General features: G+C 51.6%; 15 protein-coding genes. 10 read left to right on the top strand and 5 right to left on the bottom strand.

Annotation, left to right across the window (positions count from 1 at the left end; translation table 11 throughout):
- Positions 1–176 precede the first annotated feature (176 nt).
- Positions 177–2,207, top strand: coding sequence for a reprolysin-like metallopeptidase (locus tag BJL95_RS17645; protein ID WP_071159795.1), 2,031 nt, complete (start codon positions 177–179; stop codon positions 2,205–2,207).
- Positions 2,208–2,312: 105 nt separating this feature from the next.
- Here BJL95_RS17645 and BJL95_RS17640 read toward each other — a convergent pair whose 3' ends face one another.
- From BJL95_RS17640 to htpG, 5 genes are all read right to left on the bottom strand, one after another.
- Positions 2,313–3,122: an arylamine N-acetyltransferase gene (locus tag BJL95_RS17640; protein ID WP_071159793.1), complete on the bottom strand. Its 810-nt coding sequence runs from the start codon at positions 3,120–3,122 to the stop codon at positions 2,313–2,315.
- 107 nt (positions 3,123–3,229) lie between these two features.
- Positions 3,230–3,712, bottom strand: a complete 483-nt coding sequence (locus BJL95_RS17635; RefSeq protein ID WP_071159791.1) for a metallophosphoesterase family protein — start codon at positions 3,710–3,712, stop codon at positions 3,230–3,232.
- Positions 3,713–3,976: 264 nt separating this feature from the next.
- The gene (locus BJL95_RS17630; protein WP_071159789.1) at positions 3,977–4,528 is read right to left on the bottom strand and encodes a transposase; all 552 of its coding nucleotides are present in this window, start codon (positions 4,526–4,528) and stop codon (positions 3,977–3,979) included.
- A gap of 186 nt (positions 4,529–4,714) precedes the next feature.
- Positions 4,715–5,533 (bottom strand): hypothetical protein, encoded by an 819-nt coding sequence (locus BJL95_RS17625; protein WP_071159787.1) that lies wholly within the window; start codon positions 5,531–5,533, stop codon positions 4,715–4,717.
- 334 nt (positions 5,534–5,867) lie between these two features.
- Positions 5,868–7,808 (bottom strand): molecular chaperone HtpG, encoded by a 1,941-nt coding sequence (gene htpG / locus BJL95_RS17620; protein ID WP_071159785.1) that lies wholly within the window; start codon positions 7,806–7,808, stop codon positions 5,868–5,870.
- Positions 7,809–7,935: 127 nt separating this feature from the next.
- On the opposite strand from htpG, the gene BJL95_RS17615 reads away from it, so the two are divergent.
- The 9 genes from BJL95_RS17615 (at position 7,936) to BJL95_RS17580 (ending at position 15,623) form a co-directional block, all read left to right on the top strand.
- Complete coding sequence (locus BJL95_RS17615) at positions 7,936–9,564, top strand: tetratricopeptide repeat-containing response regulator (protein WP_071159784.1); 1,629 nt, start codon at positions 7,936–7,938, stop codon at positions 9,562–9,564.
- A gap of 3 nt (positions 9,565–9,567) precedes the next feature.
- Complete coding sequence (locus BJL95_RS17610; RefSeq protein ID WP_064030824.1) at positions 9,568–10,251, top strand: sensor histidine kinase KdpD; 684 nt, start codon at positions 9,568–9,570, stop codon at positions 10,249–10,251.
- 271 nt (positions 10,252–10,522) lie between these two features.
- A complete protein-coding gene (gene rfbB, locus BJL95_RS17605) occupies positions 10,523–11,593 on the top strand; it encodes a dTDP-glucose 4,6-dehydratase (RefSeq protein ID WP_071159782.1) in 1,071 nt (356 codons plus the stop codon).
- Positions 11,594–11,597: 4 nt separating this feature from the next.
- Positions 11,598–12,494, top strand: coding sequence for a dTDP-4-dehydrorhamnose reductase (rfbD, locus tag BJL95_RS17600; protein WP_071159780.1), 897 nt, complete (start codon positions 11,598–11,600; stop codon positions 12,492–12,494).
- A 2-nt stretch (positions 12,495–12,496) separates the two neighbouring features.
- Positions 12,497–13,381, top strand: a complete 885-nt coding sequence (gene rfbA, locus BJL95_RS17595; RefSeq protein ID WP_071159778.1) for a glucose-1-phosphate thymidylyltransferase RfbA — start codon at positions 12,497–12,499, stop codon at positions 13,379–13,381.
- A gap of 334 nt (positions 13,382–13,715) precedes the next feature.
- Positions 13,716–13,898, top strand: a complete 183-nt coding sequence (locus BJL95_RS25530; RefSeq protein WP_217631704.1) for a hypothetical protein — start codon at positions 13,716–13,718, stop codon at positions 13,896–13,898.
- Between the two features lie 100 nt (positions 13,899–13,998).
- The gene (locus tag BJL95_RS25525) at positions 13,999–14,232 is read left to right on the top strand and encodes a hypothetical protein (protein WP_217631703.1); all 234 of its coding nucleotides are present in this window, start codon (positions 13,999–14,001) and stop codon (positions 14,230–14,232) included.
- A gap of 23 nt (positions 14,233–14,255) precedes the next feature.
- Positions 14,256–14,801, top strand: coding sequence for a dTDP-4-dehydrorhamnose 3,5-epimerase (gene rfbC / locus BJL95_RS17585; protein WP_071159776.1), 546 nt, complete (start codon positions 14,256–14,258; stop codon positions 14,799–14,801).
- 3 nt (positions 14,802–14,804) lie between these two features.
- The gene (locus BJL95_RS17580) at positions 14,805–15,623 is read left to right on the top strand and encodes an ABC transporter permease (RefSeq protein ID WP_071159775.1); all 819 of its coding nucleotides are present in this window, start codon (positions 14,805–14,807) and stop codon (positions 15,621–15,623) included.
- The last annotated feature ends 113 nt before the right edge of the window (positions 15,624–15,736 follow it).

The following is a 15,736-nucleotide window of genomic DNA, read 5'->3' as shown; positions in this document are numbered from 1 at the left end:
ACAAATTCGGTTCGGTGAATTCCTACAATAACTTCGTGTTTCAAATAAAGGGAGTGTCCATCTTAAAAGATGATACTTATTGGTTGGGAGATTTCCGAATATAGCGGAAACTCTCGGATTCAGCAGAGTTGGCTCGGTTGGTGTGCCTGCTGATGATAATTTAAAAGGTGACCGAAATGAAAGCGACAGAATATAAAAAGATAAGAACACTTGCGACCGCGATTTTGGCCGTGGTGTCCGCCAATGCAATGGCCAGCCAAGCGCCATTGATTAAAGAATTGCCCCACAACGTCTATCACGTTATTCAAAACAAAACCTTACGGGATGCCGCCGATCAATTGGCCAACCGTACCGGTATAACCTTTAAAATCAATGCCGATCTCGAGAATGACGCCATTACGCATAAAATTGTTGGCGACGATTGGAATATGGGATTGCATCAATTACTCGCCGGCTATAATCACAGCATAATCGCCGAAAGTGGAATTATTAAAACCGTAGTCATTACCGGACGCAACGGTAGTGGTTTAAATAAATCCGCGGACAATTCACTGGGTGCCGAAATGATCGTAGTCGCACCGGATTATGCGAATAATCTTCCGGAGCGATATAAAAATTTTAAACCAGGCTCGGTCATGAATGTTAATTTGCCGATGGATCAATTAGCTGAGGTACCGATCGGAAAAACCTTTACGCTGGATTTACCGATAGGCCAATACAACGTAGTTCACGATAATGCCGTAGAGCATGCGGATGGCAGTTCAACCTGGATCGGTTATTTGGACGACGAAGGTAAAGGTTATCGCGTTTATCTCTCCCAAGGCGATGCCGGTGTAATCGGCAATGTATTCACACCGGATGGCGCCTACAATATCGAAACGGTCGACGGTAAAACGGTCGTGGTTGATTTGGATAAATCCGGCTTGCAAACCGCCGGTTTCGAGGGCGATCAACAGGAAGCCACGGCCGACGAATCGGTGACGATGAACGACGCTGTTGGAAACTCCAGCAATTTGGACGCACTGCGGACTGCGGCCGAAACTGCCAGGGCAACGGCGAATGCCTTAACCGCCGAAGCCAACGCGCTGTATCAACAATATCTGGTTGCAAAATCTCAAGCAGACGCCGGAGCGCAAACCGTCGCTTCGCTAAGCAACGCATTAAATGCCGCCAAAACCGCTTTGGCAAATGCGAAAACCGCGTTGAACAAGGACAAAAAAAATTCGGCTTTAAAAGCGGCGGTGAATTCGGCGCAAGCCAATGTCAACAACCTGAACGGTCAACTGCGCCAAGCGAATTCAGCTTATAAGTCCACCCAAAGCAATACGACACAATTGAAGTCGTCTTACGATAAAAAATATGCGCTCGCGGTCGCGGCGGAAACCAAGGCGAAAACCGCCGAAGCCACGTATGCGGCGGCTAGCGTGCAAACGACGGCTAACGCTACGGTCAGTACCACGACAAGTTCCAGCAATGCGGTGGTCGATTTGATGGTGCTTTACACCACCGTCAACCAAACCGCAACGTACGCGAAACAACGGATTGCCTATTTGGTCGACGTATCCAACCAATCTTACAAAGATTCGGGAATTAATATGAGCTTGAGATTGGTACACGCGAGACCAACCACCTATGTGGAGAGTAATTCCAACTCGCAAGCCCTGTCCGATTTGGCGTACGACAAAGGCGCGTTTGCCGGCACTGCCGCGCTCCGTAACAAGTACGGCGCCGATTTGGTGATGCTATTTAGACCGCTCTACGCGAAAACCGCCGGCAGCTGCGGCACCACCTACGTCGGCTTTGCCAACGGCGGCGCGGCGAACGCCAAATTCGGTTTCGGAACTATTGGCGACGGCTACTCCAAAGACTCGATGACCAATTACTATTGCGGAGCCAATACCTTCACTCATGAAATCGGCCACACCTTAGGTAATGTTCACGATCGTACTTACAGCAGTTTCCAAGGTAAATTTTCATATTCCTATGCATGGGGTATCAGCGGCAAATTCGGTACCGTGATGAGCTACTACGGTCCGTCCGTGATGTTGTTCGCGACGCCAAATTTGAGCACGCAATGCGCCGGCAGCGCTTGCGGTTTCGCGGAAGGCGATACCAATTCGTCCGACCAAACCAGAACGACGAATTACACCGCGCCATTGGTCGCCAACTACCGCTCCACCACGACCACCGTACCGGTTATTCAATAAACGATTCGTCTCGGTCCAGGCCCCGTCGGGGACACTCGACGGGGCTTTTTGTTTTTCGGCTCGAGTTGAATATCGTCACGTCGGCTAATTATCGCTACGAGGCGGTTAGTGGCCAGCCAACGCTAAGCGGTTGGCGAGAAGGACCAATTGGTTATCGTCGATTTCGATGTCGAATTGCTCGTTTAGCAAGGCTTGTAAGTGCGAGGCGCCTTCCACCGCAGTACTGATTTGCTCGCCGCCGATGAATTGGGAAAACCGGGTATTGAACAACTGCACCCAACCTGCGCAGGTATTGCGGCAAACCAACAGATTTTGCGACAGTAGCGATTGGTCCCAAGTCGTACATACCAGATTGGCCGCTTCCAAGTCGCAACGTTGGACTCTGGACAGATCGAAACTGTACAACGCAAACCAGCCGTCGTCTTGTAGCCGCTCCAGCACGGTTTCTCCGGAATCCGCTTCCCGGCGCAAGCGGAAGCGGTTATGGTCCTGTATTTGTTCCTGTTCGGTGTTCAACCGCAGCGGCCGATAGTGGCTGGGACCGCCGAAGCCGACATCCACCAACCAGGGTTCGCCTTCGGCTTCGACGATAAACGCCAGATGTAGACGCGGTCCGCCTTCGCTACGACCCATCCGCACCCGCGCCAGGATGGGGCGATAGGCGAATCTCAGTTCATCCAGCGCGTGCCCGAACAGACTGTTCAATTCGAAGCAATAACCGCCGCGCCGTTTGGCGATAATTTTGTCCATCAATGCAACGGTTTCTAAATCCGGGAGTAGGCCCAACAGCGGATTGATGTTTTCGAACGGAATAGCACTGAGCTGCGCCTGTTGTAGTTCGCTCAGGCCGGCGAGGGTGGTTTCCGGTTTAGCGATGCCGATGCGGTTAAGGTAAGCGTTGAAGTCAAAACTCATGGGCGTTGGTTTTATAGCGGTTAGTCGAGACGAATAGGTTAGCTTGCAAGCAATATGGCGTGGCAAGTGTGCTGTGTTTTACGCAGCAATCGTTAAAACAACGTGCTTCAAATCTGTAGTGCGATGATTTCGGCCTTTACCACCGAAGCGTCGACAATCAATTCGGCGACGGCGATCGGCAACTTAAACCGACGTGGACCGGCGCTGCCGGGGTTTACATACCACACGCCGTTCCGTTCCGAAATCGACGGCTGGTGCGAATGGCCGGAAATGACGACGCGAATTCCGGCTGCCGCGGGATCGAAGTCAAGTTCGGCTAGATCGTGGATCAGGTGGATTCCGATTTGCCCCGCCTCGACGCGCGCGCAGACTGGCAATTCGTCGGCCCAGACACCTTTATCGTTATTGCCTCGTACCGCCGTTACCGGTGCCAACGCGTTCAGCGCATGCAACACCTCCGGCTTGCCGACGTCACCAGCATGCAAAATCCGCTCGCAGCCGCGAAGCGCGGCCAGCGCTTGCGGCCGCAGCAGGCCGTGGGTGTCGGAGAGGATGCCAAGGCGGGTAGGGCGCGCGGGTACGTTAGTCATGGTTCATTATGGCGGCGTTCGGCACCACGCGGAAATAACCGGGCTAAATTGCGCCGATACGCCACCATGACCATTCCTGAATCGATTTGAGATCAACCCAGTGTAGCCTCGATGGAGCGTTAGCGGAATCGAGGGCGACGACCTTCGGTTATCAAGCCCACGCTGGAAATTGGGGAAATCCGCCATCAGATCATCGCGGAAATGTCGGCAAATTATAGGGAGTTGGCCTTCGAATCCTCGATTTCATCGAGGCTTGCTTCTGACTTATTCACCGCCGTCGAACGTATCAAACTGATTGGCTATATCCGAACCCCATTGCGCGGGATAAAGCCCCTCGGTTACGAAACGATGAAACGAGGAGTAAGGCCAATCGGTCACCGAGGCCACCAGACCGTGTTTAACCGGATTGTAATGCAGGTAATCCAAATGTCGGGCGTAGTCGCGTTCGTCGCGTATCGCATGTTCCCAGAAACGACGTTGCCAAACGCCCCGCCGCCGTTGGCGTTGTTTCGATAGCGTGATCGGTTGCTCATTGCCGTTCACCGCCAACCAGTGTTGAGTGAAATATTTTTTGATAAAGCCCCAGCGTTTGGAATAATCGGCATCGCCAGGCGGCAGTGTCCAAATCGCGTGTAGGTGGTCCGGCAACAACACCAATGCATCCACCGCAAATGGCCATTGTTGTTGGCAAGCGCGAATGGCCGAGCGCAGTAAATCTCGAGCCGCATCGTTTGCCAAAATCGGCGCCCGCCGTTCCGTGACCACGGTAAAAAAGTAGGAACCGCCCGGTATATAACAGCGCCGATAATTCGCCATCGCAAACCCCGTTTGCTCAAATGTACGTTGCGAATTTTGGACCGATTTAAACCAATCGGCAATTCAAGGTAGGGTACGCATCACGTACCGAACGAGGGCCGTTCCCGGCGATAAAAGCCAGAAGGTACGCGGTGCGTACCCTACGGGACTCTCGCAGCTTTTGGCAGTCCGATTGCATTTGCACTGTTATACATTGCTTTTTAATGCCTCAAAATTTAGATCCACGAGCATTGACGAAAGATCTGCTGAATGTTTCTCACAAAACTCCCTCAGCAAAAGAACAACAGGATGCGGAGACTCTTTGGTAAGAGAAGATACTGTGATCTTCCTTTCGTAAAAATCTGTGTCCTCGTTATCAAAGAGAAGTCCGTATCGTTCTAAGATGGCTATATGGTTATAAGCTTCTCGAGTTTCCATGCTAACGACATACTGAAATTCGTTGATAGAAAATTCTCTCGAGGTTAAGTCAACGCGATTAACCACTAACAAAAATATTTTTCTAGTTGTTGGTGAAAGTTGGTTAAGCAGACGAATAAGCTCATTCATTTCTTCCATGAAAATTGGTTTTTCTTCTTCGACAATCCATCCCTCTTTAACAAACACTTCAGCTGACTCTGGTGGCGTGGGTTCATACGCCAGCGCAACGTCGTAAACATCATTCGCTAGTGAATCAAGAACTTTCTCGAATTTCGCTTCATGTTGCTTCTTGATCTGTTTGAGTTTCTCGACAGGAAATCGAGAAACATCATCCGTTTCTTTGTGATGCCTATGACACATAAGTAGGAGATTTTCAAACTGCCTTCTCTCCTCGTTCGTTTGTTCGGGGTTAAATCTCTGGCCACCTTCATTGGCTGCTTCAATATGACAAAGTTGAGCTACATATACACCATTTGTATCGACAATTGGGTGAAGACATCCAGGGAAAGCACAAACATTTCCTGATTTTAGAAAAAGCTCCCTTAGCACATCCGGTTTTGGAGTAAGTCTTTTTATCTTTTCAGCCATTGCTGATGCCTTATGATGTATAACTAGAATTAGCCATCTTAAATGACGAAAAACATTGCGTTATAAGGTGTTAAAAATCGGTTTTAATTGAAAAAACACAAATGATTCTATAAAAATTTAGGCTGTCCTAACGAAAATAATAAATCCGCCATGCCAAGGACTGTTGTAGTTTAGACTAAAACCTCATTGTGGACGCTTGACAATCGGGTCTACTAAAAAAGGCCGGTTTCCCGGCCTTTTCCAAGCTTATGGCTCGTTTGATCAACAAACCCTATCGAAAGCCAACGTGTTGGGTTACGGCTGGCGCCTTTTATGCCCTACGGGTAAACCCAACCTACTTCAATAGGTTTTGCAACAACCCATTCAACTTATGCACGAACGCCGCCGGATCGTCCAATTGGCCGCCTTCGCTGAGGATGGCTTGGTCGAACAAAATATGGCTGATGTCGGCAAAGCGGGCATCGTCCTGCTCGTTTTTCAGGGCCTGAACGATGGCGTGGTCCGGGTTGATTTCGAAGATCGGCTTGCTGTTGCCGCCCATGCCGAACATCCCGCCGGATTGGCCGGCTTCCTTCATGATCCGCTCCATGTGCAAACTCATGTCGTAGGCGCCGGTGACCAGGCAGGCCGGGGAGTCGGTCAGGCGGTGGCTGATCTTGACTTCGCTGACTTTGTCGTCCAGCACTTCCTGGATTTGCTTGACCACCGCTTCGAAGTCCTTGCTGACTTCTTCCTGGTGTTTTTTCTCTTCTTCGCTGTCGAATTTGTCCAGGTCCAGCTCACCCTTGGCAATCGATTGCATATGCTTGCCGTCGAATTCGGTCAGGCTGGATACCAGCCATTCGTCGATGCGGTCGGTCAGCAATAAGACTTCGATGCCTTTCTTGCGGAATACTTCCAGATGCGGGCTGCTTTTGGCGGCGGCGAAGCTGTCGGCGGTGATGTAGTAGATTTTTTCCTGGCCTTCCTTCATCCGGCTGACATAATCGGCCAGCGACACGTTTTGGGTTTTGTCGTTGGTGTGGGTGGACGAGAAGCGCAGCAGACCGGCGACGCGGTCCTTGTTTTTGTGGTCTTCGATCGGGCCTTCCTTGATGACGTTGCCGAACATTTCCCAAAAGTTTTGGTATTTTTCGGCGTCGTTTTCGGCCAGGTCTTCCAGCAGACCCAATACTTTTTTCACAGCGCCGGCTTTGATATTGCTGATTTGCTTGCTTTGTTGCAGGATTTCCCGCGAAACGTTCAGCGGCAGGCTGTCGGCGTCGATCACGCCGCGAACGAAGCGCAGATAGCGCGGCATCAGTTGTTCCGGGTCGTCGGTGATGAAGACTTTCTTGATGTACAGTTTGACGCCGTGCTTGGCGTCGCGGTCCCACAAGTCGAACGGCGCGCGGCCTGGCACGAACAACAGTAGGCTGTATTCGTTGGTGCCTTCGACCTTGCTGTGGACGTGGACCAGCGGGTCTTGGAAATCGTGGGCGACGTGTTTATAGAATTCGTTGTATTGTTCTTCGCTGATGTCGTCCTTGGACTTGGTCCACAAGGCCGATGCGCTGTTGACGGTGTCGTCCTCGACGCGGGCCGGCGCGGTTTCGTTGCCGTCGTCGTCTTTCTCGGCCGGGACTTCCTTGCTCATGATGATGGGCAGGTTGATGTGATCCGAGTATTTTTTGATGATGGAGCGCAGTTTCCATTCGCTCAAGAATTCGTCTTCGCCGTCTTTCAGGTGCAGCACGATTTCGGTGCCGCGATCGGCTTTTTCGACCGAGGCGATGGTGTATTCGCCCAGGCCGTCGGATTCCCAGCGCACGCCTTGGTCGTGCGGCGCGCCGGCCTTGCGGGTGGTCAGCGTGACTTTGTCGGCGACGATGAACGAGGAATAAAAGCCGACGCCGAATTGGCCGATCAGTTCGCTGTCCTTGGCTTGGTCGCCGGTGAGTTTTTCGAAGAAGGCTTTGGTGCCGGACTTGGCGATCGTGCCGATATGGTCTTGGACTTCCTCGCGGGTCATGCCGATGCCGTTATCGGTGACGGTGATGGTCTTGGCTTTTTCGTCGAAATCGACGCGGATTTTCAATTCGGCGTCGCCTTCGTACAGGCCGTCGTTGGCCAGCGCCTCGAAGCGTAATTTGTCGGCGGCGTCGGAGCCGTTGGAGATCAGCTCGCGCAAAAAGATTTCCTTGTTGCTGTACAAGGAGTGAATCATCAAATGCAGCAGGTGTTTGACTTCGGTTTGGAAACCCAGGGTTTGTTTATTGGCTTCAACAGTGCTCATGTCTATACTCAATTAGGTTGTGAAACGGACTGGGGCGACTTGGGGATGCCGACGAATTTTTTCAAGACCCTAACGATAAAGTTTGACGGAGCGTGCGATTGAACCGTTTGTTGATGTTTAACCGGCAATGAAATTTAGTTTATTAGGCAAGGCGACCTTGCTCGTCGACGACAATCCGGTGATGCGTAAGGCGATCAGGGAGATGTTGTACGCGCTGGATGCCGATCAGGTCAGCGAGGCCGACAGTGGTCAGGCTGCGATCGTGGCAATGACTAAAACCCGTTTCGACGTCGTCTTGTGCGATTACAACCTTGGACCCGGCAAGAATGGCCAGCAGGTGTTGGAGGAGGCGCGCTTCCGCCGCTTGATCGACTATCGCTGCGTGTTCGTGATGATCAGCGCCGAACAATCCACCGCCGCGGTCTTGGGCGCGATGGAAGGCAAGCCCGACGAATACCTAACCAAGCCGTTCAACGCGCAGCAATTGATCAGCCGGCTAAGTCGCAATTTCGCCCGCAAGGATTTTTTGGCGCCGGTCGAGCGAGCCATCGACAAGGGCAATCTGCCGCTGGCGATACAGCAGTGCGACCACTTGCTGGCCCAGAACGATAAGAAGATGCATCTGAATTTGCTGAAATTGCGCGCCGAATTGGCGATTTCCGTCGGCGATTTCGACAAGGCCAGGGCGATTTATCAGGAAGTGCTGCACCAGCGCGAGCTGTCCTGGGCCAGGATAGGCTTGGGCGTCATCGATTTTCAGAACAATAACATCGAACAGGCGATTGCCGGATTCCGTAGCTTGATGGCCGAAAATCCGATGCTGATGGAATGTTACGATTGGTTGGGCAAGGCCTACGAGGCGCTGGACCAGTACGGCGACGTCGAGAACGTGATGCATCAAGCCTTGGAGTTGTCGCCGCAATCGATACTGCGGCAGAAAAAATTGGCCGAAACCGCCGACAAAAACGGCAATCTGGAAACCGCCGAAAAAGCCTATAAAAACGTTGTTAAATTGGGGAAGCATTCGGTGCATCGTTCCAGCGCCGATTATGCCGGGTTGGCAAGGCTTTATGCGCGAAGCAATGCGGGTACTCAGGCCCTGCAAGTCCTGGAAGAAATGCGTAAGGAATACGCAAACCAGCCCGAGGCCGATTTGCGGGCTAGCGCGCTGGAAATCGAGGTGTTCAAGGCACTGGGTAACGAGGAGGCGGCGGACAAGGCATTGCAACGCACCGTCCAGCTGGCGGGCTTGCTCGGCAACAAGGCGCCCAGGGAATTGCAGTTGGAGGTGGTCAAGGCCTGTTTCCAGAACGACCAGCACGGCAAGGCCGAGGAAATTTTGTACGATTTGATCAAATACCACATCGACGACGACGCGTTTCTCAACGCCGTCCGCAAGATGCAGAGCGACATTGGTCTGCACAATCATTCGGAAATCCTGATTCAAAAAACCAAACAGGCGTTGATTGCCGCCAATAACCGCGGCGTGGCCTTGTACAAGCAGGGCAAGTTCAAGGAGGCCCTGGATTTGTTCGAGCAGGCCATCGTCAACTTGCCGGACAATAAAACCATCATCTTGAATATGCTGAAAATCATGATCCACGATCTGAAAGCCAACGATTTCGACGAGGAGAAAAATCGCCGCACCAAGGCCTTATTCAAGAAAGCCAAACAGGTCGGAGTGGACCCGCATAAATTGGGCATTTTGCAGATCGAGTACGCCAAGTTGCTGCACGCCCATTCGGAACGGATCTAATCGATGACGGCGCGGGCGGATCAGGCCGGGATGTTTCCGGCGGTGCTGGCGTCCACCGTCCACGATATTAAGAATTCGTTGGGCATTTTGTTGGAACTGACCCGGCAATTGGCCGTGAAGTATCAGGATCGGGCCGAGGACATCAACCAGTTGGAGTTCGAGGCGACCCATATCAATCACACGCTGATGCAGTTGTTGGTACTGTATAAAATCGATGCCGATAAGTTTTGCCTGATGATCGACGCCTATCCAGTCATCGATATTCTGAATGAGGCCAGAGACCAACAAAGCCGTTTGTCGCGCTTGAACCATGTCGAGGTGGTTATCGAATGTCCGGACGATCTGCTGTGTTTTTGCGATTACCCACAGATAACCAATGCGTTGGCGACGATTTTGAACAACGCGCTACGTTATACGCGGGAGAAGATATTGGTCAGCGCCGTCGAGCAGGATGGCTATTTGCGGTTGGCGATCGAGGATGACGGCAAGGGGTATCCATCCGAGATACTCGACGCCGATCTGAGCGGCAGCGTTGATTTGGATTGGATCGGCGGCAATACCGGTCTGGGTTTGTTTTTTGTGTCGGTGATTGCCGCTTTACATAAAAACGGCGAGCAGAGTGGCTATGTCCGCGTCGATAACCGCAGTCGGCTGGGCGGAGCGCGGTTTTGTTTGTTTTTGCCTTAGTCCGGAAATTGTCAGCAGCTGGACAGCTAACAGTAGTTCTAAGGTACAATACCGACAAAACAGTTTTCTTATCCGTTAAGGACACCCTACTGATGTAGGGATGTAGCAAAGCGAACAATATTGTATCCTCGTTAGGAGCGTCGGTGGATTTTGCATGGCGGCAGGCAATGCAAAGTGAACTTTCCGGTTTGGTTGGTCAGTTTGTTGTAGCTTGGGGAGCCGGCGGGTTCGGATAGGTTGACGTCTTTAATAACTTGCTGATTTGCAACTCATGACTTTATTAGTGACCGGCGGCGCCGGATTTATCGGTAGCAATTTCGTTTTGGATTGGTTGGCGCAACACGACGAAGCCGTCGTGAATCTGGACAAGCTGACCTATGCCGGTAACCTGGAAAATTTGGCGACGTTGCAAGGCGACGGCCGGCACGTCTTCGTCAGGGGCGACATCGGCGATTACGGCTTGGTGTTGGATTTGTTGAAGCAGTATCAAATCCGGGCCGTCGTCAATTTCGCCGCCGAATCGCACGTCGATCGTTCGATACACGGTCCGGAAGATTTCATTCAAACCAACGTGCTCGGCAGTTTCCGCCTGCTCGAAGCAATCAGGGCCTACTGGGGCGGTCTGGATGAAGCCGGCAAAAGCGGGTTTCGCTTATTGCACGTGTCCACCGACGAGGTCTACGGATCGCTGGAAAAAATCGATCAGCCGTTTGCCGAGACCAACCAGTATCAACCTAACAGTCCCTATTCGGCTAGCAAGGCCGCCAGCGACCATTTAGTGCGCGCTTATCACCATACCTATGGCCTGCCGGTGCTGACCACCAATTGTTCCAACAATTACGGCCCGTATCATTTTCCGGAAAAGTTGATTCCGCTGTGCATCCAGAATGCATTGGCCGGCAAGCCTTTGCCGATCTATGGCGACGGCCAGCAAATTCGCGATTGGTTGTACGTCAAGGATCATTGCAGCGCGATTCGCCGAGTGCTGGCAGCCGGCAAGGTTGGCGAGGTGTATAACGTGGGTGGTTGGAACGAAAAGGCCAATCTCGACGTGGTCAACGTGCTGTGCGCGATACTCGACGAACTGCAGGCGCGAGCCGATGGCAAGTCCTATGCCGAGCAAATTACCTACGTCACCGATCGCCCCGGTCACGACCGCCGCTACGCGATCGACGCCGGCAAGCTGGAACGCGAACTGGGCTGGAAGCCGGCCGAATCTTTCGAAACCGGCATCCGCAAGACGGTGGAATGGTATTTGGCGAATCAGGATTGGGTGCAAAACGTGATGTCCGGCGAATACCAATCCTGGCTCGACAAAAACTACGCGGAGCGCCAAGCCTAATACTATGAAGATTCTGCTGTTTGGTAAAAACGGCCAAGTCGGCTGGGAACTACAGCGTAGCCTGGCACCGCTTGGCGAGCTGGTGGCCTTGGACAGACACAGCCGCGACTACTGCGGCGATTTGGCCGATGCGGCGGGCATCGCCGACACGATTCGCCGGCTCGCTCCGGACGCGATCGTCAACGCCGCTGCCTATACCGCCGTCGATAAAGCCGAGAGCGACGCCGAAACGGCCCAGTCGATTAACGCCTCAGCCCCGCAAGTCATCGCCGAACAGGCCCGTTTATGCGGCGCCTGGCTAGTGCACTACTCGACCGATTACGTCTTCGACGGCAGCGGCGAACGTCCTTGGCTAGAGGACGATGCGGTCAATCCGCTCGGCATCTACGGCCGCAGCAAGTTGGCCGGCGAACAGGCGATTCAAGCGTCCGGCGCCAAACATCTGATATTCCGAACCAGTTGGGTGTACGCCGCGCGCGGTAACAATTTTGCGAAAACCATGTTGCGTTTGGCGCGGGAACGCGAGCAATTGGCGGTGATAGCTGACCAGATCGGCGCGCCGACCGGCGCGGAATTGATCGCCGACGTGACTGCCCATGCGCTAAGAGCTACCGTCTGCAAACCCGATGTCTCCGGGGTTTATCATTTGGCCAGCGCTGGTGCCACTAGTTGGCATGCCTATGCCCAACACGTGTTTAGTGTTGCCCGCCAACACGGCGAAATCCTGAAAGCCGCCGAAGCCGACGTCAAGGCGATTGCGACTAGCGAATATCCAACGGCGGCCCAACGTCCGCTCAACTCGCGTTTGAACACCCAAAAACTGCAAACCACGTTCAATCTCCAAATGCCCGACTGGCAAATGGGTGTGGAGCGGATGTTGGCGGAAATTTTAGGAAATTAGTCATGGCAAATCGCAAAGGCATTATTCTCGCCGGCGGCTCAGGTACGCGGCTGTATCCGGTCACCAAGGCCGTCTCGAAACAGTTGTTGCCGATTTACGATAAGCCGATGATTTACTACCCGCTCAGTACGCTGATGCTGGCCGGCATACGCGATATTCTGGTGATTTCCACGCCCCAGGACACGCCGCTGTTTCGGCAATTGCTGGGCGACGGCAGCGATTGGGGTATCAACCTGCAATACGCGGTGCAACCCAGTCCGGATGGCTTGGCGCAAGCCTTCATTATCGGTCGAGAATTCATCGGGACCAGTCCGAGTGCATTGGTGTTGGGCGACAATATTTTTTACGGTCACGATTTGCACGTTCAGCTAAGAGGCGCCACGGAACAGGCTAACGGAGCCACGGTGTTCGCCTACCACGTCAACGATCCGGAACGCTATGGCGTCGTTGCCTTCGATGCCGCCGGCAAGGCCACATCGTTGGAAGAAAAGCCGATCAAGCCGCAAAGTAATTACGCCGTTACCGGTCTGTATTTCTACGACAATCGGGTTGTCGATATCGCCGCGGAATTAAAGCCGTCGCCGCGCGGCGAATTGGAAATCACCGACGTTAATAAAATCTATTTGGCCGAGCAGCAGTTGAGCGTCGAAATCATGGGACGGGGTTACGCTTGGCTGGATACCGGTACCCATGCCAGCCTTATTGAAGCCAGCAATTTCATCGAGACCATAGAATCCCGGCAAGGCCTGAAAATCTCCTGCCCCGAGGAAATCGCTTGGCGCAATGGTTGGATTGGCGATGAAAAAATCGAAGAACTGGCGAAGCCACTTGCAAAAAACGGCTATGGAAAATACCTGCTTGGACTGCTCGATAAGCAGGTGTTTTAACAAACGGGTTGATATTCGAAAATAAAATGCCAGGCCATGAGTTTGAACGAGCAGCAGAAATATTTGATCTTGCGAACTATTTGGCAAATTGCCGGAGAGGACACAGACGTTTATTTGTTCTGTTCCAGGCTTGATGATAGGCCCAAAGGCGGCGATTAGATCTGTTCTTGGAGTCCAATTTGTTGCCGTCTTCGCTTCGGCGTGCGCAAATAAAAATGCAGTTGGAGCGCGCATTGTGATTGCCCGTCGATCTGGTTTGCAAATCCAGAAACGCCGAAGCCAAACCATTTGAAGTGATAGCTAAAGCCAAATCGGTAAAATTGGAAGCTCGGCAATGAGCCAAGCCGCACTGTTAGCAGAGCAACAACGTCTGGCTGATTTATTGGAGGCCATACAGCGCTGTGCGTATTTTCTGAATGCCCCCAGCCGGAAAATTGATTGGCCGCTACTTGCAGACACGTTGCAATTGGAGAAAAAGAACGTGGCGTTGTTTGAAGCTCTGGCGGCAATCAATTAGAGGTTTGCCAAGCTACAGGATACGCTTGCCGCAGCCATGCGCTATGCCAGTTTGCTATTGGGAGAATCGAACGACCGTTTTCTTAAGGTACTGAGTTTCTATGAAAAAATCGGTGGAAGTTTGGCATTTGTGTCGGGCCGCACGCAATTTGATGGCTCATGATTACGAAATCGATTACGCGGAAATTACCGAACATTTTAGTACGTTACATGAACTAGCCCCTGTTCTTTATCAGGTTGCTGGGCGCTTTATGGAATATTGTCGACAAGCGCTTTCAATTCAGCCCAGCGGCAATGACTTTACCGATGACTTTAAGAACATTGCCGGGATTTAATTTATATTCTTAACAAAAAACTTATGGAAGCCAAGCGATTAGCAATACCCGATATAATTTTATTTACTCCAAAAGTATTTGGTGACGAGCGCGGTTTTTTCTTTGAAAGCTTCAATGAAAAAGTATTTAAGGAATTGACCGGCCTAACCGTTAATTTTGTCCAGGATAACCACTCCAAATCTCAAAAAGGCGTATTGCGTGGGTTGCACTACCAATTACCTCCAAAAAGCCAAGGTAAACTGGTTCGAGTTGTTCAGGGCGAAGTGTTTGATGTCGCCGTCGATATTCGCAAAAGCTCGCCGACATTCGGTCAATGGGTCGGTCAGATTCTATCGGCGGATAACAAACAGCAGCTGTGGATACCTGAAGGTTTTGCGCACGGATTTTTAACGCTGTCCGATAGTGCTGAATTCCTCTATAAAACCACGGATTACTATGCACCCGAATATGAGCGGTGCATAGCCTGGAATGACGCAGATTTAGCAATCCAATGGCAGATTACGGCTACTCCAGCGCTGTCTGGCAAAGACCTGCAAGGTCAAGCATTCATAGGTGCCGAGATTTTTTGATTGATGCAAAATTTCAGCATATCCCCCCGTGAAATGGTGGTCAGTTTATGGCGTAATCGCCAATTGACCAAAGTATTGATCAAGCGCGAAGTCATAGGCCGTTATCGCGGCTCGATGCTGGGTATCTTGTGGTCGTTTTTCAACCCGGTATTCATGCTGCTGATATACACCTTCGTCTTTAGCGTGGTTTTCAAGGCCCGCTGGAGCGGCGGTGGTGACTCAAAAACCGAGTTTGCCTTGATATTGTTTGCCGGATTGACGATTTTTAATTTATTTGCCGAATGCTTCAATCGGGCACCAAGCTTGGTCTTGGCTAATGTGAACTATGTAAAAAAAGTGGTGTTTCCGCTGGAAATCTTGCCCTGGGTCAGCATGGGCTCGGCCTTGTTTCACGGTATGATCAGCTTGTTGGTTTGGCTAATTTTTTATGCAATCCTGTTTGGCGTGCCGCATCCCGAAGCAGCATTATTCCCAATTTTGGTTTCTCCTTTGTTACTACTGACCATGGGTCTGTCCTGGTTTCTCGCCGCCTTGGGTGTTTACCTGCGGGACATTGCTCAAATCATCGGCTTGGTAACCACCTCGCTAATGTTCCTCTCGCCAATTTTTTATCCAGTGTCTGCATTACCGTTGGATTATCAACCCTTGTTACTACTCAATCCGTTAACACCAGTAATTGAACAAGGACGCGCCCTGCTGGTTTGGGGCACCTTGCCCGACTGGCAATTGTTTATCATGGATTTTTTTATTTCCTTGCTTGTCGCCTGGCTTGGCTTTGCCTGGTTTCAGAAAACTAGGAAAGGGTTTGCCGACGTGCTTTAAGAACTGACTGGGCTCGAATAATATTGCAGTTTGCTCTTTATTATGATTAATAATCACATTGAACAACACATGCCAACATCAATCCTCAAAATTTATATCACTGAATACTGTGT

Origin of the sequence: Methylomonas sp. LWB (assembly GCF_001856095.1) — a bacterium.
Taxonomy (GTDB): Bacteria; Pseudomonadota; Gammaproteobacteria; order Methylococcales; family Methylomonadaceae; genus Methylomonas; species Methylomonas koyamae_A.
Note: the sequence above shows the minus strand (reverse complement) of the source record. Positions and strands in the feature narration are given on the sequence as shown.